This is a genomic window from Pelomonas sp. Root405, from assembly GCF_001425165.1.
GTDB lineage: Bacteria > Pseudomonadota > Gammaproteobacteria > Burkholderiales > Burkholderiaceae_C > Pelomonas.
Genome location: NZ_LMDU01000001.1, coordinates 1,204,920 through 1,223,687 on the forward strand (window position 1 = coordinate 1,204,920; position 18,768 = coordinate 1,223,687).

The following is an 18,768-nucleotide window of genomic DNA, read 5'->3' on the forward strand; positions in this document are numbered from 1 at the left end:
CGCTCAGCCAGCCGCCTTCTCAAGCGCCAGCGCGGCATCCACCGCTGCCAGCTCGCCATCGGTCAGCGGCGCCGCCGCGACGATGCCGAGCGCGTCGTCGATCTGCGCGAGCCGGCTGGCGCCGACCAGGATGGACGTCATGCCGGGCTGCCTCAGCACCCAGGTCAGGGCCAGCTGCGCCAGCGTCTGCCCGCGCGCATCCGCCAGCTCCTTCAGTGCCCGCAGCGCGGCCAGCCGGCCCGGCGTGATGTCGGTCGGCTTCAGGAAGCCGCCCAGCGCGGCGCGTGAGTCGGCCGGGATGGACGCGAGGTACTTCTCCGTCAACAGGCCCTGGGCCAGCGGCGAGAAGGCGATGCAGCCGATGCCCTCTTCGGCCAGCACGTCCAGCAGGCCGCCTTCGACATGGCGATCCAGCATGCTGTAGCGCGGCTGGTGGATGACGCAGGGCGTGCCCAGCCGGCGCAGGATGGTGCTGGCTTCACGGGTCTGCGCGGCCGAGTAGTTGGACAGGCCGACGTAGAGCGCCCGCCCGCTGCGCACCGCGTGGTCCAGCGCGCCCATCGTTTCCTCCAGCGGCGTGTCGGGATCGGGGCGGTGCGAATAGAAGATGTCGACATAGGGCAGGCCCAACCGCTTCAGGCTCGCATCCAGGCTGGCCAGCATGTATTTGCGCGAGCCCCATTCGCCGTAGGGGCCGGGGTTCATGCGGTAGCCGGCCTTGGTCGAGATGATCAGCTCGTCGCGGTGGGCCTGCAGGTCGTCGCGCAGCACGCGGCCCAGGGTCAGCTCCGCCGAGCCCGGCTGGGGGCCGTAGTTATTGGCCAGGTCGAAATGCGTGATGCCACGGTCGAAGGCGCCCAGCAGCATCGTGCGGGCGTTGTCGTAGCGGTCGACGTCGCCGAAGTTGTGCCACAGGCCGAGCGACAAGGTCGGCAGCAGCAGGCCGCTGCGCCCGCTGCGGCGATAGGGTTGACGGTCGTATCGCGATGGATCGGGGGTGTGGCTCATGCGTGGGGCAGGGTGGTGGAAGGGCGGGGTGCGGATGGTAGTGGGGCGCGCTGTGCCCCACGAACGCGCCAACACCGCGCCCACTCACACCGCGCCCGGACGCAGGCGTTCAGGCCGCCGGGCAGTAAACGTCGGCCCCGGTCAGCCGCCGGTCCTGCGCGTGCCGCCGTTGCCATCGGGCTCCGAGCCGAGCACGGTGTCAGACACCGCCTCGCCCAAAGACTCCAGCGCGCCCTCTGGTTCTTGACGCTCGTCAGCCGTGCCGGGCTTGCGTGCGCCCGCGACGCCGGTGCGGGTCTGCAGCTCATCGATGCGGCGCGACGCTTCGGCCTTGGTCAGCGATTCGTCGAAGGGCTCGTGAGCTGCTTCGCTCAGCGTCTTCAGGTACGAGCGCTGGGCGCCCGTCATCGGCTCGTTCCCGGTCACCCAGTCGTCCGGGTCTTTCTCGGTGTTGTCGAGAGGAGGATTGGCGGGAAAGCGTTTCTCGTTCATGGCGATGATCCCTTCAGCCAAATGGGGGCAAGCAGCGTTCCCTTCGTGCGGCCTCCGCGTCGACACCGGGTTTCTGACCTGCGCGACGAGGCCCGTGCCGCTGGAAAAGTTTGCCGTCAGCCCGGCTGGAGGCGGTTGCCCGCGCCGCCGCCATCGCCCGCGTCGCCGTCGCGCAGCAGCAGCGTGACGAGAACGGCAGAGTCGACGCGGGCGCTGAGCGAATGGCGCTGCCTGGCCGGCAGCACCACGAGCTGGTTGGGGCCAAGCCGCCGGGTGCCGCCCGGCATGCGCACCTCCACGTCGCCTTCGAGGCAATGGACCGTGCACTCGTCGTCGACGTCATGCTCCGGCTGGTCGCGATGCGCCGGCAGCACGAGATGCAGCAACTGCAAGCGCCTGGTTTTCAGCAGGCTGGTGCTGACGGCGTCATGCAGCGACGAACCGAGTGGGCCGACGCCAATGACGTCGAGGAGCTGGGCGTGCGGCAGTGCCATGGTGGTGCTCTCCGTTGCGGGACCAGCTCTGGACGGCATGCGGGGTGCCTGGCCACCAAGCGCGGTGCGGTCCGCGCTGCCGTCGGCCGCGGCATCAGCGACCAGTGTTGGCGCCTGATCGGGCGCGTGGGTTGACGGCTGCCTGGCGCGGCGATGATCGTTTCAGGCGCGCTGCATCCGGTCGGCCCTGTGTTGCGTACAACGTCCGGCAACTCCACAACTTGACCAAAGGCCTGTCATGAACACCTTCTCCTTCAAGCGCGCAAGCCTTGCAGCACTCACGCTGGCCAGCCTGGCTGCGTGTTCCACCATGACGCCAGAGCCTGAAGGTGCGGTGCGAGATGAAAAGGCCGTCGCGGTGACCGCCTCGAACAAGCTGCTCAAGTTCAATGCCGGCCGCCCGGGTCGCATCCTGGCCACGCTCAACATCACCGGCCTGCAGGCTGGCGAAACCTTGCTGGGCATCGACTACCGCGTGTCCAAGGAGCAGCTCTACGCGCTGGGCAGCACGGGTCGCCTCTACGTTCTCGATGACGAGACCGGCGCAGCGAGCATCGTGGGCAGCCCGTTCTCGGTGAAGCTGGAAGGCGCGCAGTTCGGCTTTGACTTCAACCCGGCGGTGGACCGCATCCGCGTGGTCAGCAACACCGGGCAGAACCTGCGCCTGCACCCCGACACCGGCGCCGTCGTGGACGGCAACGCGACGCTCGACGGCGTGCAGACCGACGGCAAGCTGGCCTATGCGGCGGGCGACAGCAACGCCGGCAAGTCGCCCATCGTCGTGGGCGCGGCCTACAGCTACAACAAGGCCGATCCCAAGATCACGACCAACTTCGCGCTCGACGCAGCCACGGGTGCGCTGGTGACGCAGGGGTCGCGTGAAGGCGTCGCGCCCGCTGTGTCGCCCAACACGGGTCAGCTCATGACCATCGGTGCCCTGGGCGCGGCGTTCTCGAGCGCAGCCTTCGACATCCAGGCCTTGAGCGACGTGGCCTTCGCCGCATTGAACAGCGATGGCACCACGGGCAGCCGCTGGGTCACGATTGACCTGAAGACCGGCGCCGCCAAGTCGCTTGGCACCATCGGCGGCGGTGAGCGCGTGGTGGGCATTGCGCTGGAGCCCTGAAGCGAGCGTTCTTGCGCAGCCCTTTCGAGAAGCGCTCGATTCACCGAGTCAACTCGGGCCGCCTTTGGAGAGGGGGATCTTCCGATCCCTCTTTTCGGCTGAACCGGTGTCCCCGGTTTTGGCGAGACTGTTGCTGCGACAGCCAACGGTCGACAAACCGTACCGTCCCAACGCCGCGGTCCAACCGGAACCGCAAGCGGTTTCCGCAATCGCATCCAGCATCTCCTGCGCACCGCCGTCCGTTGACATCCGAACCAGGACGCGTCGAACGATGACTTGAGGTTCAGGGAACGCTGTTGGTCTGAAGGCGTGCGCACAGCGGACATGGGGAAGTGTTCCGGCGAGTTCCGATCTGCTGATGACCACGAAATCGATCCGCCCCAGGCATAGCTTGTGCAGATTGCTGATGTGGTCCGTCGTGTCCTGTCGCTCCACCTTTGCCGCTTCCAATGCGGGGGCAAGCATGCGGTAGATGTGCCCGGAAATGGCCCCGAATCTCAGGCCGTGCAAGTCATCGAGCGTGGACATCTTCAACGGCCGAACGCTGACCAGCATGTTTTCGTCGACCATCACCGGAACCGACCACGCACCACCTTGCTGGATTGGCGCCGCCAGGAATTCGGGAGCGAGAAACAGCGCGACGCCAGAGAAGGTGCGACTCGTCAGAGCCAGCTCCAAACGGCGTCGAGGGAGAGTTTCCAGCCTGAGCTGCGCGCCGTCGGGCAATGCGGCGTTCAGCAGAGCCACGAACGTTCCGGCGAGGCCGGCGCCTTGTTCATTGCCGGCCGCAACGAAGGGCGGTTGACCATAGCTGTTGACGGCCGGCAGCGTGGTGTCAGCCGAAACTTGTTGAGCGGTGATCACCAAGGCAAGCGTTGCCGTTCGCATCGCTGCTGGACCCAAGGACAGCCTGACTGTTGGCATTCGGGATCAGTTCCTCGTTCAGTCGCGTCCATCACGTTCTGAAGCTGATGGTTGATCGTTAAACCCGCGACAAGCCAAGCTTTTGGCGGAAGCCAGGCTTGGCTTCGATCACGCTGTTCACGACCTCCTCCATGACCGACATTGGGCCCGCCCTACCTGCAGATGAGAAGGTCGCCAGTAAGGGGGGCGTAGAGCCTGTGTGGGCCTGCTGTGACTGTCAACGCACTGGGTCGAAGCCTTCTTCGACGGGAGATACGTCCGCGCTTCAGAGGGGTACACAGAGGGTCTACGCCCCAGCCCCACTGTAGGGAAGTGCTCAAGGAGCGGTGTAGGACCAATCCGCATTGACCTTGAAGTTACGCGTCGGTCGCGATGGCGTCACTTAGATGGGCCATTCCGCGACGAACACGGCGGCCTTGATCGCCGGTCCCTGACGCTGCGCGTGTGGGCGTGCGTGACGAGGCTTATTCGTCCGGCTGCGTCCCGCATAGCCGGCCATGAAGCGCCAAAAACAAAGGGCTCGACCGAAGCCAAGCCCTTGTCATGCTGAATTTTGGTGCCGGCAAGAGGAGTCGAACCCCCGACCTTCGCATTACGAATGCGCTGCTCTACCAACTGAGCTATGCCGGCCGTGACGGTGAAGTCAGCCCAAGAGTATAGCGGCTCTTTTTAATCGGCTTGCTGGTGGTAGCGGGCGATGCGCTCTACTTCGTTCTTCGAGCCCAGCGCCACGGCGACGCGCTCGTGCAGCTTGGCGGGCTTCAAATCCATGATGCGTTCCGTACCGTTGATGGCCGCGCCGCCCGCCTGCTCGACGAGGAAGGCCATGGGGTTCGCCTCGTACAGCAGACGCAGCTTGCCGGGCTTGTCGGGCTCGCGCTGGTCCCAGGGGTACAGGAACACGCCGCCGCGCGTGAGGATGCGGTGCACGTCGGCCACCATGCTGGCAACCCAGCGCATGTTGAAGTCCTTGGCGCGCGGGCCGGTGCTGCCGGCCAGGCATTCCTCGATGTAGCGCGTTACCGGCGGCGCCCAGTGGCGCATGTTCGACATGTTGATGGCGAACTCCTTGGTGTCGTCCGGAATGCGCACCTGGTCCTGTGTCAGCACCCAGGAGCCCGTCTCGCGCTCCAGCGTGAAGACGGCCACGCCATCGCCCACCGTCAGCACCAGCATGCTCTGCGGGCCGTAGACGCAATAGCCGGCGGCCGCCTGCTGCTTGCCGGGCTGCAGGAAGTCTTCCTCCGACACGCCGCGCGAATGGCCGACCTTGCGCAGCACGCTGAAGATGGTGCCGATGGAGACGTTGACGTCGATGTTGCTGGAGCCGTCGAGCGGGTCGAACAGCAGCAGGTACTCACCCTGCGGGTAGCGGTTGGGCACGACGTAGATGCCGTCCATCTCTTCGCTGGCCATGGCCGCCAGGTGGCCGCCCCATTCGTTGGCCTCGATCAGCACCTCGTTGGCGATGATGTCGAGCTTCTTCTGCACCTCGCCCTGCACGTTTTCGCTGCCGGCGGTGCCGAGCACATCACCCAGCGCGCCCTTGTTGACGGCGATGGCGATGCGCTTGCAGGCACGCGCGACGACCTCGATCAGCAGGCGCAGTTCCTGCGGGATGTGGCCGTGCTCGCGCTGCTGCTCGACGAGGTACTGGGTCAGGCTGGTCTGGCGGCTCATGCCAAGGCCCTTTCAACGATTTCGCGGACATCACTGGACAGGTCCGGCTTGGCGGCCACGCGCGCCACGGCCTCGCGGGCGGCGCTGCGGTAGGGCTCGGCCAGCACCGACCAGCGATCCATCGCGCGGGCGATGCGACTGGCCAGCTGCGGGTTGATGGCGTCGATGGCCAGCACCTGCTCGGCCCAGAACACATAGCCCGCCGCGTCGGCGCGGTGGAAGGCGGCGGGGTTGAACATGCACAGCGAAGCCAGCAGGCTGCGCGCGCGGTTGGGGTTCTTCAGGCTGAAGTCGGCATGCTTCATCAGCGACCTGACCCGGGCGAAGACGCGGCCATCGGCCTCGGGCGCGCGGGCCTGCAACGCAAACCACTTGTCCACCACCAGCGCGTCGTCCTTGAACAGCGCGTGGAAGCGCTCGAGCGCCGGCGCGGCCAGCGGGGCATTGGCATTGACCAGCGCAGCCAGCGCACCCATGCGCTCGGTCATGTTGGACGCGTCCTTGAAGCGCTGGTAGGCCTTGCCGGGCCAGACGGTGTCGCCGGTGGCCTGCGCGTCCAGCACCAGCATGGACAGCGCGAGGTTCGCCAACGCGCGCTTGCCCGACGACACGGGGTCGGGCGTGTAGCCGCCCTGGATCTGATGCGCCTCGAAGGCGGCGGCCCAGTCGTCGCGCAGCGCGCTGGCGAGCTGCTGCTGCGCGGCCATGACAGCGGCGTGGATGGCCTGCGGGTCGACGACATCGAGCTGCTCGGCGATATAGCTCTCGCCGGGCAGTGTCAGTGCCAGTTCCTTGAAGGCGGGGTCCAGCTCGGGGTGGTTGAGCACGCCGCGCATCGCGTCGATGAAGACGGGGCTCAGCAGCAGCGGCTGGCCGGCGCGCAGTGCCGACAGGATGCGGTTCAGCGCCAGGCGCTGGCCGGCCTCCCAGCGGTTGAAGGGGTCGCTGTCATGGCGCATCAGCACCAGCAGCGCGGCGTCCGACAGGCCGTCCTCCAGCACGACGGGCGCCGAGAAGCCGCGCAGCAGCGAGGGCACGGGTTCGCTGTCGATGTTCTGGAAAACGAACGTCTGCTCGGCCTGGTCCAGCACGAGCACGGTCTCGACGTCACCGTTGCCGTTCAGCGGCAGCGCAGCGCCGTGTCGGTCCAGCAGCCCCATGACGATGGGGACGACCTGCGGCTGCTTGTCGCTCTGGCCCGGCGTCGCCGGCGTCTGCTGGGTGAAGCGCAGCGTGAAGGTGCGGGCGGCGGCGTCATGCTCGCCGTGCGCAGTCACGCGCGGTGTGCCGGCCTGCGAGTACCAGCGCTTGAAGGTGTCCAGCCGCGTGCTCAGCGGCGAACCGGGGTTGGCGTCGGCGATCGCCTGCGCGAAGTCGTCGCAGGTGACGGCCTGGCCGTCGTGGCGTTCGAAGTAGAGCTTCATGCCCGCTTCGAAGCCGGCGCGGCCGACGAGCGTCTGGTACATGCGCACCACCTCCGAGCCCTTCTCGTAGACGGTGGCGGTGTAGAAGTTGTTGATCTCGCTGTAGCTGTCCGGGCGCACCGGGTGGGCCATGGCGCCGCTGTCCTCTGGGAACTGCATGGCGCGCAGCTGGCGCACGTCCTGGATGCGGCAGACGGCGCGGGCCGACGGCGTGCCAGCCATGTCCATGCTGAATTCCTGGTCGCGGAATACCGTCAGGCCCTCCTTCAGCGACAGCTGGAACCAGTCGCGGCAGGTGACGCGGTTGCCGGTCCAGTTGTGGAAGTACTCGTGCGCGACGATGGACTCGATGCGGTTGAAGTCGGCGTCGGTGGCCGTCGCGGGCGAGGCGAGCAGGGCGGCCGTGTTGAAGATGTTCAGGCCCTTGTTCTCCATCGCGCCCATGTTGAAGTCGGACACGCCGACCACCATGAAGCGCTCCAGGTCCAGCGGCAGGCCGAAGCGCGCCTCGTCCCACACGATGGAGGCGATGAGGCTGTTCATCGCATGCTCGGTCTTCTCCAGGTCGCCCCTGCGCACATAGACCTGCAGCAGGTGGTCCTTGCCGGCGCGGGTGCGCACGCGCTGCTCGCGCGCGACCAAGTCACCCGCGACCACGGCGAACAAATAGCTTGGCTTGGGGAAAGGGTCGTGCCAGACCGCGAAATGACGCCCCTTGTTGCCGGGCTCGTCCAGCTTGCCGCTGTCGACCAGGTTGCCGTTGGACAGCAGCACGGGGAACCTGGCCGCGTCGCCGCGCAGCGTCACCGTGTAGACCGCCATCACGTCGGGCCGGTCCAGGAAGTAGGTGATGCGGCGGAAGCCCTCGGCCTCGCACTGCGTGAAGAAGCTGCCGCCGGACGTGTAGAGGCCGGACAGGGCCGTGTTCTTGTCGGGGCAGCAGGTGTTGCGGATTTCGAGCGCGAAGTCGGCGTCGGGTGCGCCTTCGATGATCAGCTCATGGCCTTCCTGGCGGAAGGACACCGAGGCGCCGTCGATCAGCACGCGCAGCAGGTTCAGCTCCTCGCCATGCAGGCGCAGCGGGCCATGCGGCACGGCGCGGTTGCGCTCGACCTGCATCTTGCTGGTGACCAGGGTCTTGGCGGGGTCGAGGTCGAAGGTCAGGTCGACCTTGCGGATCCAGAACGCTGGCTGCTGGTAGTCCAGGCGTTGGATCAGGGTGGCAGTGCCTTCGCGCATGAGGGGCTTCCTTGGGTGAGGAATGGAAAGGGCCGCCGTAGCGGCAAAAAGAGCAAGGGGCCGCACTGGCGGCCCCGGGGCGTCAGACGCCTTGCTTGAGGGACTCGGTGATGAAGGGGTCGAGATCCCCGTCCAGCACCTTCTGCGTTGCGGACGTTTCGTAGTTGGTGCGCAGGTCCTTGATGCGGCTCTGGTCCAGCACGTAGCTGCGGATCTGGTGGCCCCAGCCGACGTCGGTCTTGGTGTCTTCCAGCTTCTGCTGCTCTTCCTGGCGCTTGCGCATCTCATGGTCGTACAGGCGCGAGCGCAGGCGCTTCCAGGCGACGTCGCGGTTGCTGTGCTGGCTGCGGCCGTCCTGGCATTGCACGACGATGCCGGTCGGGATGTGCGTCAGGCGCACCGCAGAGTCGGTCTTGTTGATGTGCTGGCCACCGGCGCCCGAGGCGCGGAAGGTGTCGGTGCGCACGTCGGCCGGGTTGATGTCGATCTCGATGCTGTCGTCCACCTCCGGGTAGACGAACAGCGACGCGAACGACGTGTGGCGGCCGCCCGAGCTGTCGAACGGGCTCTTGCGCACCAGGCGGTGCACGCCGGTCTCGGTGCGCAGCAGGCCGAAGGCGTACTCGCCCTCGACCTTGATGGTCGCGCTCTTGATCCCGGCCACGTCGCCGGGCGTCTCGTCTTCCAGCGTCGCCTTGAAGCCCTTGCGCTCGCAGTACTTGAGGTACTGGCGCAGCAGCATGCCGGCCCAGTCGCAGGCCTCGGTGCCGCCGGCGCCAGCCTGGATGTCGACAAAGCAGTTGAGCGGATCGGCCGGGTTGTTGAACATGCGGCGGAACTCAAGCTCCTCGATCTTGGCGCGCAGGTTCGCCGCGTCGGCCTCGATGCCCAGCATGCCGGCCTCGTCGCCTTCCTCGCGGCTCATGTCGAACAGTTCGATGTTGTCGGCCAGCGAACCGGTCAGCATCGTGATCGTCTCGACCACGGCCTCCAGCGTGCGCTTTTCCTTGCCGAGTTCCTGAGCGCGCTTGGGGTCGTTCCAGACGTTGGGGTTCTCCAGCGACGCGTTGACTTCGTTCAGGCGCAGTGCCTTGCGGTCGAAGTCAAAGATACCCCCTTAGCGCGTCGGTGCGCGCTGAGAGGTCGGCCAGGGAGTTGCCGATTTGGTTGATGTGTTCGATGTCCATGAGGGGTACAGCGGTGCAAAGGGGGCGATTTTTGCATGGACACTTCTGCCTGCCGGGGCCCGCTGCCGATGGCGGCGCCCGGCGGAGAACAATCACATGCCCTTGATGCACTCCTGGCGCGCACTTGCTCAGACGGCCGCGCTTGCCGCCAGCCTGCTTTGCGCCGCCGGGCCCGCGTCGGCCGACAGCCTTGCCGCGCCGGTCGCCGCCAAGAAGCCGCGCGACGTCAGCGTCCACGGCGACCGCCGCATCGACGACTACTTCTGGCTGCGAGAGAAGGACGATGCCGAGGTGCAGGCCCATCTGCGGGCCGAGGCCGCCTACGCCCAGGCGTGGTTCAAGCCCTATGCGGCCGCCGAGGAGCGCTTGTTCGACGAGATGAAGGCCCGCGTGCAGCAGCGCGACCAGGACGTGCCGCAGCGCGAGGGCCGCCACTGGTACGGCAGCCGCACCGAGGTCGGCCAGCAATACCCGATCTTTTTCCGCCGCCCGGCCAAGGGCCCCGAGCGCGCGGACGACCCGCAAGCGCCCGAGCAGTTGCTGCTGGACCTCAACGAGCTGGCCCGCACGCGCAAGTTCGTCAACCTGAACGCCATGGCCGTCAGCCCAGACAGCCGGCTGCTGGCCTATGGGCTGGACAGCAGCGGCGCGCGCGACTTCGAGCTGCACGTTCGCGACATCGCCAGCGGCGAGGACCGCGTCGTCGCCACCACGCCGCATGCCGACGCGTTCGTGTGGGCGGCCGACAGCCGCACGCTGTTCTACATCCGCCACAACGAGGCGCGCCGCTCGCACCAACTCTGGCGCCACCGCTTGGGCGCCACCGCCGACGTGCTCGTGCACGAGGAGGCGGACGAGCTGTTCAACCTGCAGCTGGGCAAGTCGCTGGACGGCCGCACGCTGATGCTGGGCGCCGTGGCCAAGGACACGCAGGACTGGCGCGTGCTGCCGGCCGACCAGCCCGAGGGCCGCTGGCGCGAGGTGTTGCCGCGCGCGGCTGGGCAGGAGTACGCCGTCACGCCCTTCGGCCGCGAGTTGCTGCTGCGCATCAACGATCGCGGTCCCAACTTCCGCCTGCTGCGGCTGCCGATGCGGCCGGGCGCGGGGTCGCTGTTCAGCGCCCGGGACGTGAAGCGCGCGCCGGAGCTGATTCCGCACCGCGACGCGGCGATGGTCGAGCAGGTCGCCGCGTTCAAGACCCATGCCGTGGCGCAGATCCGCGAGGGCGGCTCGGTCAAGCTGCGCCTGTACCCCATCGCGGGCGGCGCCGCGCGCGAGGTGGCGTTCAAGGAACTGGCCTACAGCGCCGTGCTGGCCCCCCAACGCGAGTTCGACGCGACGCGCGTGCGCTTCGCCTACAACTCGTTGACCACGCCGACGAGCACCTACGAGGCCGACCTGGCCACCGGCCAGCCGCACCTGCTCAAGGTCCAGCCCGTGCAGGGCGGCTACGACGCCAGCCTCTACGCCAGTGAGCGGCTGTGGGTGACGGCGGCCGACGGCGTCAAGGTGCCGGTCAGCATGGTTTACCGCAAGGACAAACGCCGCGCCAGCCCGCAGCCGCTGCTGCTTTACGGCTATGGCAGCTACGGCTTTCCCACCGACCCGCGGTTCTCCAGCGCCCGCCTGTCGCTGCTGGACCGCGGTGTCGTCTACGCCATCGCCCATGTGCGCGGCGGCGGCGACCTCGGCCGACGCTGGTACCAGGACGGCAAGCTCGGCAAGAAGATGAACACCTTCACCGACTTCGTCGCCTGCGCCGAGGCGCTGGTGTCCCAGGGCTACACGCTGCCGGGCCAGCTCATCATCCACGGCGGCAGTGCGGGCGGCCTGCTGGTGGGCGCGGCCACCAACCTGCGGCCCGATCTCTTCAAGGCCGTCGTCGCCCAGGTGCCCTTCGTCGACGTCATCAACACCATGCTCGACGCCAGCCTGCCGCTGACCACCGAGGAATACATCGAGTGGGGCAACCCGAATAAGGCCGACGAGTACGCCTGGATGCGCGCCTACAGCCCCTACGACAACCTGAAGGCGGGCGCCTATCCGGCCCTGCTGGCCAAGACGGCGATCAACGACAGCCAGGTGCCCTACTGGGAGGCCGCCAAGTACGTCGCCCGGCTGCGCAGCCTCAACACGGCGGGCAGCCCGGTGCTGTTCGACATCAACATGACCGCCGGCCACGGCGGCGCCTCGGGGCGCTTCGACGCGCTGCGCGAGACGGCGCGCACCTACACCTTCATGCTGCAGCAATGGGGGCTGAATGAGTGAACCGCTGAAGCAAGGCTATTGGCGCCGCACCCGCCGGCTGACAGCCTGGCTGCTGCTGGCTTGGGGCCTCGTCGCCTTCGTACCCGTGTATTTCGCGCGGGAGCTCAGCATCGAGCTGTTCGGCTGGCCGCTCGCCTTCTGGCTGGCGTCGCAGGGCGCGCTGCTGGGCTTCTGCGCCATCGTCATCGTCTATGCGCGGGCCATGCGCCGGCTGGATGAAGAGTTCAGCGAGCCGCGCGCCTGAACAGCGGCTTCTTCAATCGCTGGCGAGGAAGGGCTCCAGCACGGCGGCCAGCGCCTCGGGCTGGTCATGGTGAAGCATGTGGCCGGCATCCTGCAGCACAGCGCGCGCAAGACTTGGCACCACGGCCAGTCGCGACTCGAACTCATCGCGCGGATAGCGGCTCCCCCAAAAGCGCGTCAGCTGGTCGTCGCTGCCCTCGACCCACAGCGTGGGCGCCGTGATGCGCTGCCAGCAGGCCAGCACCTCGGCCTTGCGGTAGAGCATGGGATTGGCCAGCTTGTGGGCCGGGTCGGCATTGAGCTGGAAGCCCTCGGGCCCGTCACCCGTCACCTTGCGCGCCCAGTGCTGCGCCAGCCACGCCGCCTTGTCCCGGGCCAGGCGCGGGTTGTTCTTCATCAGGCGCTCGGCCACGTCGACCAGCGTCGCGTAAGGGCGCAGCGATGGCGGGTCCTTGAGTTCGTCCAGCCACTTGACCAGCCGCTCGGGCGCGGCGGCGGGCGAGATGTCGGGCATGCCGAAGCCTTCGAGATTGACGAGGCGACGTATGCGGTTGGGACGAACCCCGGCATAGCTCATCACCACATTGCCGCCCATGCTGTGGCCCAGCAGATCCACGGGCGCAGCGGGGCTGAGCGCATCCAGCAGCGCGTCCAGGTCGCCAAGATAGTCGGGGAACCAGTAGCTGTCGGCGCCGGTCGTCTCGCTGAGACCAAAACCGCGCCAGTCCAGGGCAATCACCTCGCGCTCGCCCTGCAACGCGTCGACGACGAACTGGAAGGACGCGCCGACGTCCATCCAGCCATGCACCATGACCAGCGGTGCGCGGCCGGCCTTGGGGGCACCCCAGCGAAGAATGTGATGGCGCAGGCCGCGCAGGCTCAGAAATTCGCTGCGGTGGACGCGGTGAGCGGGATAGACATCGGGCATACCGCACTGTAGGACAAGGGCCTTGTCAGCTGACAATCGGTTTATGCCTTCACGTCCCATCCTGCGCGCCGCCGAGCCGCGCGACCTGCCCGCCATCGTCCAACTCATCTCGGAGCTGGCGGAGTTCGAGAACCTGACGCATCTGCTTGAGGTGACGCCCGCCAAGCTGGCGCCGCATCTCTTCGGCGACACGCCCGTGGCCGAATGCACTTTGGGCGAGGTCGACGGCGAGGTGGTCGCCTTTGCGCTGTACTACACCAACTTCTCGACCTTCCTGGCCAAGCCGGGGCTGTATCTGGAAGACCTCTACGTCCGCCCCGCCCACCGCCGCAGCGGCCTCGGCCGCTCGCTGCTGGTGTATCTGGCCCAGCTGGCCTGCGAGCGCGGCTACGGCCGCTTCGACTGGACGGTGCTGAACTGGAACGAGGACGCCATCCGCTTCTACGAGAAGCTCGGCGCCGAGGTCATGCCCGACTGGCGCATCTGCCGGCTGACCGGTGACGCGCTGGAGCGCTATGCCGATGGCGACCGGCCCAGCATGTGGTCGCCCTCGGCCTGGTTGGGGATTTGAGCCCCTCGCCTTGCGGCATCGAGCCGCTCGCACATCGCCTGACGGGCCGGCTTGGGGCGGCCCGGCGCTCGGCCCAGACTCGGGCAATCCATGAGGGCTGCGTGCGCCGCGCTGGCTAGCATTCGCCCCCTTGTCCCAACCCGGGGTGGCCCATGGTGGAAGACCGTTACGCGCAGCTGCATGCCGACTTCCGCTGGCAGGTGCCCGACGACTTCAACATCGCCGAAGCCTGCTGTGGGCGGTGGGCGCGCGACACGCCCAAGGCCACCGCCATTCATTTCGACAGTGACAGCGGCTGCCGCGCGCAATACAGCTATGCGCAGCTGCAGCGTGCGGCCAACCGCCTGTCCAACGCGCTGCTGAACCAGGGCGTGCGGCGCGGCCACCGCGTCGCCATCGTGTTGCCGCAGCGCTTCGAGACGGCCGTGGCCCACATCGCCATCCAGCAAATCGGCGCGGTGGCCATGCCGCTGTCCATGCTGTTCGGCGCCGAGGCGCTGGAGTACCGGCTGCAGGACAGCGGCGCCGTGCTGGCCATCGCGGCCTGCGAGGCGCTGCCCGGTCTGCGCGAGGTCAAGGCCCGCTGCCCGGCGCTGCGCCGCATCGTGGTCGTCGGCGAATGTCCGGCATCCATCGACCCCGCGTGTGATGAGCTGCCCTGGATGCAGGCCCTGCAGGCCGAAGAGGCGCGCTTCAAGCCGGTTGCCACCCAAGCCGACGACGCCGCCATCCTGATCTACACCAGCGGGACCACCGGCAACCCCAAGGGCGCGTTGATCCCGCAACGTGCGCTGATGGGCAACCTCACGGGCTTCGTCGCCAGCCAGAACTGGTTCGGCTTCGACCCCTTCGATGCCAGCCAGCCGAGCGACGCCGTCTTCTGGAGCCCCGCCGACTGGGCCTGGACCGGCGGGCTGATGGATGCGCTGCTGCCGACGCTCTACTTCGGCCGGCCCATCGTGGCCTTCCAGGGCCGCTTCGCGCCGGCCAAGGCCTTCGAGCTGATGGCGACGTATGGCGTCACGCACGCCTTCCTGTTCCCGACCGCGCTCAAGGCCATGATGAAGGCGGAGCCGCGTCCTCAGCGCCACAAGCTCAAGCTGCGCGCGCTGATGAGCGCCGGTGAGGCCGTCGGCGACGCGGTGTTCACCTGGTGTCGCGATGCGCTCGGCGTGCCCGTCAACGAGATGTTCGGCCAGACCGAGGTCAACTACGTCGTCGGCAACTGCCAGGCGCTGTGGCCGGCCCAACCCGGCAGCATGGGCCGCGCCTACCCCGGTCATCGGGTGGCCGTCATCGATGACGACGGCCAGGAATGCGCGCCCGGCCAGACCGGCGAAGTCGCCGTGCATGCGCGCGACCGGCATGGCGTGCCCGACCCGGTCTTCTTCCTCGGCTACTGGAACAACGAGGCGGCGACAAAGGCGAAGTTCACCGGCGACCCGGCCGACAGCTGGTGCCGCACCGGCGACCTCGCGCGCATGGACGCCGACGGCACGCTCTGGTACGAAGGCCGCGCGGACGATGTCTTCAAGAGCGCCGGCTACCGCATCGGCCCGGGCGAGATCGAGAACTGCCTGCTCAAGCACCCGGCCGTTGCCAACGCGGCCGTTGTGCCCAAGCCCGACGCCGAGCGCGGCGCGCTGGTCAAGGCCTATGTCGTGCTGGCCGAGGGCCACAAGGGCGACGCGGCGCTCGTCGCGGCGCTGCAGGGCCATGTGAAGGCCCGCCTGGCACCTTATGAATACCCAAAGGAGATCGAGTTCATCGACGCCTTGCCGATGACCACCACCGGCAAGGTGCAGCGCCGCGTGCTGCGCCTGCGCGAGCAGGCGGCAGCAGTCGCCTAGCTTGCAGCGCATGGCCGGGCGGCTGGCCCACTTATGGCAGCATGAAGCCATGGAGAGCCTGACCCCCGACACAGCCGGCGAAGCCACCGTCACCCGCTTGCTGCACGCCTGGAAAGCGGGCAATCGCGACGCGTTCGCCCGGCTCGTCGGCCAGCTCGAAGGCGAACTGCGCCGTATGGCCGCGTCGCGGCTGCGGGGCGTCGAGACGCCTTCTCTGGCCGCGGGCGACTTGCTCCAGGACGCGTTGATGAAGCTGATGGAGAACCCGCCGGCCTGGCAGGACCGGGGTCATTTCTTTGCCACCGTCAGCACGGCCATGCGCAGCGTCATGGTCGACCATGCCCGCGCCAGGCAGGCCGACAAGCGCGGCGGCCAGGGCGAGGCGGCCTGGCGGCGCGTCACCTACACGCTGTCGGCGCACGGCGAAGACAGCTGGATGGCCGACCTGCTGACGCTGGACCAACTGCTCACCCGCTTGCTGGCCGAGGACCCGCGCGCCCATGAGGTGCTGGAGCTGACCTATTTCGGCGGCCTGCAGCGCGACGAGATCGCCGAGGTGCTCGGCGTGTCCGTGCCCACCGTGGACCGCGAACTGCGCTTCGCCCGCGCGTGGCTGGCCGAGCAGCTTGGCCGCTCGCTGGAAGCGTGAGCAGCCTCGGCCGCATCAAGTCGCTGTTCAACACGGTCGCCGACGCCGCCGACCCGGCGCGCGCGTTGCGCGAGCAGACCGACGCCACGCCCGAGGAGGCTGCCCGCGTGCTGCGCCTGCTGGGCCATGCCACGGAGCCGACGCGCTTCTCGCTGCCGCTGGCTCAGGCCGCCCAGGCGCTGCAGGCGCCCGAGCTGCATCCGGGCGACCGCCTCGGCGCCTGGCTGCTCGGCGAGCCGCTGGGCGAGGGCGGCATGGGCCTGGTGTTCAGCGCCGAGCGCGACGACGGCCACTACCGCCAGCGCGCGGCCGTCAAGCTGCTGCGCGGCTGGAGCGGGCAGGAGGGCCTGGCGCGGCTGGCGCGCGAGCGGCAGATCCTCGCGTCACTGAACCACGCCCACATCGCGCGGCTGCTCGATGGCGGCACGACGCCGGCCGGGCAGCCCTATCTCGTCATGGAGTACGTCGACGGCCAGCCCATCGATGCCCATGCCGACGCGCAGGGCCTGGGGCTGGATGCACGGCTGCGGCTGTTCGAAGAGGTGTGCGGCGCGGTGGCACATGCGCATGCGCGCCTGGTCATCCATTGCGACATCAAGCCCGGCAATGTGCTGGTCAACAGCGAGGGCCAGGTGCGCCTGCTGGACTTCGGCATCGCGCAGCTCGCCGGGCAAGGCGATGCGCAGGACTTCAGCCCCGCGGCCACGCCGGGCTTTGCGCCGCCGGAGCAACTGGCGGGCGACCACCCCGCGCCGGCCTGGGACGTGTTTGCGCTGGGCCGCCTGCTGGAGCGCCTGACCGCCGCCCAGGCGGGGCGCCGCGCGGGGGAACTGCGCGCGCTGATCGACTGCGCCTGCGCCGCCGAGCCGGCGCGGCGCTACGCCGGCGTGCCCGCCCTGCTGGACGACCTGCAGCGGCTGCGCCACCACGCGCCGCTCGCGGCGCTGCGCGCCAGCGGCCCGGCGTACCGGCTCGGCAAGTGGCTGCGGCGGCGCTGGGCCTGGGCCTTGACCGGCGCCCTGGTGCTGACCGGCAGCGCCGCCTTCACGCACCGGCTGGTGCTGGAGCGCGACCGCGCGCAGCAGGAGGCGGCCACCACCCGCGAGGTCAGCGAGTTCGTCGTCTCGCTGTTCGAGGGTGCCGACCCGGGCCAGGGCGGCAGCCGGCATGACGTGACTGCCCGCGAGCTGCTCGACCGCGGCCGCGCGCGCCTGGAAGCCCAGCTCAAGGAGCAACCCGCCCAGCGCGGCCGGCTGCTGGAGGTGCTGGGCGATGTCTATGAGCGCCTGGGCGCCTTCCCCAAGGCGCTGGAGGCCTTCGATCAGGCCGTGAAATTGGGCGGCCTGCCGCCCGACCGCGAGGCCCGCCTGCAGGCCCGGCGCGTGCTGATGCTCGCCAACAACGGTCGCAACGACGAGGCCATCACGGCCGGCCAGCGCGCCCTCACGCTGGCGCAGGCGCTGCAGCCCGCCGACGATGCGCTGCTGGCCACCATCGAGAACCGGCTCGGCGTCGCGCTGACCAACGTTGGCCGGTTTGCAGAGGCCCAGCCGATGCTGCAGTCTTCGCTGGCGCGCTATCTCAAGGCGCCGGTCCAGCCGAACGCCAGCACCGGCTCGCTGCTGCACAACCTGGCCCGCCTGGCGGTCAAGCGCGGCGACCTGGCTGGGGCCGAGGACTTCTTCCGCCGCGCGCTGGCGGTCATGCAGCAGACCCTCGGGCCGCGTGCCGACAACGCGCTGGACACCCAGACCCAGCTCGCCCGGCTGCTGGCCGACCGACGCCAGTTCCCGGAAGCGCTGCGCCTGATGCGCGAGGCGGCCGCCACGCGCGAGGCCGTGTGGGGCCCGCAGAACGAGCACCTGGCCTTGGTGTTGAACGAGCTGGGCACGGTCGAGCTGGATGCCGGCGAGACGGTCGCGGCGGGGCTCACGCTGCGTCGCGGCCTGGCGATGGAGGAGCAGCTCGCCGGCGGCAAGCCGAGCCGCCGGCTTGCCTTGCTCCAGCACAACCTCGGCAGGCTGCAAATGGCGTTGGGCGACGCCGAGGCCGGGGGGCTGTTGCGCGCGGCGGTGGCCGAACGCTTGCGGCTGTCCGGCGGCAGCGAGACGGCCTTTGTGCAGATCGCGCGCGTCAACCTGCTGCGCTGGCTGCTGCTGAAAGGCGAACTGACCGAGGCGCAGGCGGTGTTCGACGCGCTCTGGGCCGAGCGGGGCAGCCGGCCAGCGGCCGACAGGGATCGGCTGCTCGCCGAGCTTCTTGGGCTGGAGTTGGCACTGGCTCGCGCGCCCGGCATCGCCGGCCTGCAGCACCGGCTCGACGCGCTGCAGCGCCAGCCGCTCAACGAGAGCCAGCAGGCGCACGCCCTGCGGCTGCGCGCCGCGCTGGCCGAGCGCGCGGGCGACGCCCCGGCGGCGCTGCGCTGGAGCCGGGAGGCCTGGACGGCGCTGCAGGCAAGCCTGGTGCCCGGCCATGCCGGGCTGCTGCCCTTCGGCCTGACGCACCAGAGGCGCCTGCGCGAGGCCGGCCTGGCCGACGAAGTGCAGGCCCTGCGGCGCCTGCTGGCGCCGGCTGCGGCCGCCCACGCCGCCGCGTCGCCCTGGCGTCGTCAATTCTTGAACGACGGCTGATAGGCGCGCGGGCCGCAATCCGTTGAGTCATCTGAGGGCTGTTCACGGGCCCCAG

The 18,768-nt window shown here is 68.9% G+C and carries 15 protein-coding genes and 1 tRNA gene; 7 read left to right on the top strand and 9 right to left on the bottom strand.

Annotated elements, in window-relative coordinates; translation table 11 throughout:
* Positions 1–3: 3 nt before the first annotated feature.
* The 3 genes from ASC81_RS05440 to ASC81_RS05450 form a co-directional block, all read right to left on the bottom strand.
* The gene (locus ASC81_RS05440; RefSeq protein WP_056263558.1) at positions 4–1,008 is read right to left on the bottom strand and encodes an aldo/keto reductase; all 1,005 of its coding nucleotides are present in this window, start codon (positions 1,006–1,008) and stop codon (positions 4–6) included.
* 141 nt (positions 1,009–1,149) lie between these two features.
* Positions 1,150–1,500, bottom strand: coding sequence for a DUF3072 domain-containing protein (locus ASC81_RS26430; RefSeq protein WP_082536267.1), 351 nt, complete (start codon positions 1,498–1,500; stop codon positions 1,150–1,152).
* Between the two features lie 116 nt (positions 1,501–1,616).
* Complete coding sequence (locus tag ASC81_RS05450; RefSeq protein WP_056263560.1) at positions 1,617–1,994, bottom strand: hypothetical protein; 378 nt, start codon at positions 1,992–1,994, stop codon at positions 1,617–1,619.
* A 238-nt stretch (positions 1,995–2,232) separates the two neighbouring features.
* On the opposite strand from ASC81_RS05450, the gene ASC81_RS05455 reads away from it, so the two are divergent.
* Positions 2,233–3,120, top strand: a complete 888-nt coding sequence (locus ASC81_RS05455) for a DUF4394 domain-containing protein (RefSeq protein ID WP_056263562.1) — start codon at positions 2,233–2,235, stop codon at positions 3,118–3,120.
* Positions 3,121–3,168: 48 nt separating this feature from the next.
* Here ASC81_RS05455 and ASC81_RS05460 read toward each other — a convergent pair whose 3' ends face one another.
* The 5 genes from ASC81_RS05460 to prfB all read right to left on the bottom strand — a co-directional run bounded on the left by ASC81_RS05460 (position 3,169) and on the right by prfB (position 9,574).
* Complete coding sequence (locus ASC81_RS05460; protein ID WP_156391768.1) at positions 3,169–3,984, bottom strand: hypothetical protein; 816 nt, start codon at positions 3,982–3,984, stop codon at positions 3,169–3,171.
* Between the two features lie 614 nt (positions 3,985–4,598).
* A tRNA-Thr gene (locus ASC81_RS05465) sits at positions 4,599–4,674 on the bottom strand.
* 39 nt (positions 4,675–4,713) lie between these two features.
* Positions 4,714–5,724, bottom strand: coding sequence for a class 1 fructose-bisphosphatase (locus ASC81_RS05470; protein ID WP_056263566.1), 1,011 nt, complete (start codon positions 5,722–5,724; stop codon positions 4,714–4,716).
* Entirely contained in the window at positions 5,721–8,387 is a 2,667-nt protein-coding gene (gene pepN / locus ASC81_RS05475; protein WP_056263567.1) for an aminopeptidase N, read from the bottom strand. Before pepN ends, ASC81_RS05470 begins: the two co-directional genes overlap by 4 nt.
* Positions 8,388–8,469: 82 nt before the next feature.
* Positions 8,470–9,574 (bottom strand): peptide chain release factor 2 gene (gene prfB, locus ASC81_RS05480; RefSeq protein ID WP_156391770.1). Its coding sequence is split into 2 segments (ribosomal slippage): positions 8,470–9,492 and positions 9,494–9,574, totalling 1,104 coding nucleotides; the frame shifts between segments, so codons are not numbered across the junction.
* Between the two features lie 96 nt (positions 9,575–9,670).
* Between prfB and ASC81_RS05485 the strand changes: the two genes are divergently transcribed.
* Positions 9,671–11,842: a S9 family peptidase gene (locus ASC81_RS05485; protein ID WP_056263570.1), complete on the top strand. Its 2,172-nt coding sequence runs from the start codon at positions 9,671–9,673 to the stop codon at positions 11,840–11,842.
* Complete coding sequence (locus tag ASC81_RS05490) at positions 11,835–12,086, top strand: DUF4212 domain-containing protein (protein WP_056263572.1); 252 nt, start codon at positions 11,835–11,837, stop codon at positions 12,084–12,086. Before ASC81_RS05485 ends, ASC81_RS05490 begins: the two co-directional genes overlap by 8 nt.
* 12 nt (positions 12,087–12,098) lie before the next feature.
* Here ASC81_RS05490 and ASC81_RS05495 read toward each other — a convergent pair whose 3' ends face one another.
* Entirely contained in the window at positions 12,099–13,013 is a 915-nt protein-coding gene (locus ASC81_RS05495; RefSeq protein ID WP_056263574.1) for an alpha/beta fold hydrolase, read from the bottom strand.
* A gap of 43 nt (positions 13,014–13,056) precedes the next feature.
* Between ASC81_RS05495 and ASC81_RS05500 the strand changes: the two genes are divergently transcribed.
* The 4 genes from ASC81_RS05500 (at position 13,057) to ASC81_RS05515 (ending at position 18,713) form a co-directional block, all read left to right on the top strand.
* Entirely contained in the window at positions 13,057–13,584 is a 528-nt protein-coding gene (locus tag ASC81_RS05500; RefSeq protein WP_056263576.1) for a GNAT family N-acetyltransferase, read from the top strand.
* A gap of 152 nt (positions 13,585–13,736) precedes the next feature.
* A complete protein-coding gene (locus ASC81_RS05505; protein WP_056263577.1) occupies positions 13,737–15,434 on the top strand; it encodes an acyl-CoA synthetase in 1,698 nt (565 codons plus the stop codon).
* A gap of 49 nt (positions 15,435–15,483) precedes the next feature.
* Complete coding sequence (locus ASC81_RS05510) at positions 15,484–16,083, top strand: ECF-type sigma factor (protein ID WP_162245859.1); 600 nt, start codon at positions 15,484–15,486, stop codon at positions 16,081–16,083.
* On the top strand, positions 16,080–18,713 hold the full coding sequence (locus ASC81_RS05515; RefSeq protein ID WP_056263581.1) for a serine/threonine-protein kinase: 2,634 nt from the start codon (positions 16,080–16,082) through the stop codon (positions 18,711–18,713). The genes ASC81_RS05510 and ASC81_RS05515 overlap by 4 nt, the downstream gene beginning before the upstream one ends.
* Positions 18,714–18,768: the final 55 nt, after the last annotated feature.

Bases quoted from the DNA above. Each gene is read 5' to 3' on its own strand.
- ASC81_RS26430 (WP_082536267.1), bottom strand. From the start codon at position 1,500: ATGAACGAGAAACGCTTTCCCGCCAATCCTCCTCTCGACAACACCGAG.
- ASC81_RS05500 (WP_056263576.1), top strand. From the start codon at position 13,057: ATGCCTTCACGTCCCATCCTGCGCGCCGCCGAGCCGCGCGACCTGCCC.
- ASC81_RS05440 (WP_056263558.1), bottom strand. From the start codon at position 1,008: ATGAGCCACACCCCCGATCCATCGCGATACGACCGTCAACCCTATCGC.
- ASC81_RS05470 (WP_056263566.1), bottom strand. From the start codon at position 5,724: ATGAGCCGCCAGACCAGCCTGACCCAGTACCTCGTCGAGCAGCAGCGC.
- pepN (WP_056263567.1), bottom strand. From the start codon at position 8,387: ATGCGCGAAGGCACTGCCACCCTGATCCAACGCCTGGACTACCAGCAG.
- ASC81_RS05510 (WP_162245859.1), top strand. From the start codon at position 15,484: ATGGAGAGCCTGACCCCCGACACAGCCGGCGAAGCCACCGTCACCCGC.
- ASC81_RS05495 (WP_056263574.1), bottom strand. From the start codon at position 13,013: ATGCCCGATGTCTATCCCGCTCACCGCGTCCACCGCAGCGAATTTCTG.
- ASC81_RS05485 (WP_056263570.1), top strand. From the start codon at position 9,671: ATGCCCTTGATGCACTCCTGGCGCGCACTTGCTCAGACGGCCGCGCTT.
- ASC81_RS05490 (WP_056263572.1), top strand. From the start codon at position 11,835: ATGAGTGAACCGCTGAAGCAAGGCTATTGGCGCCGCACCCGCCGGCTG.
- ASC81_RS05450 (WP_056263560.1), bottom strand. From the start codon at position 1,994: ATGGCACTGCCGCACGCCCAGCTCCTCGACGTCATTGGCGTCGGCCCA.
- ASC81_RS05505 (WP_056263577.1), top strand. From the start codon at position 13,737: ATGGTGGAAGACCGTTACGCGCAGCTGCATGCCGACTTCCGCTGGCAG.
- ASC81_RS05455 (WP_056263562.1), top strand. From the start codon at position 2,233: ATGAACACCTTCTCCTTCAAGCGCGCAAGCCTTGCAGCACTCACGCTG.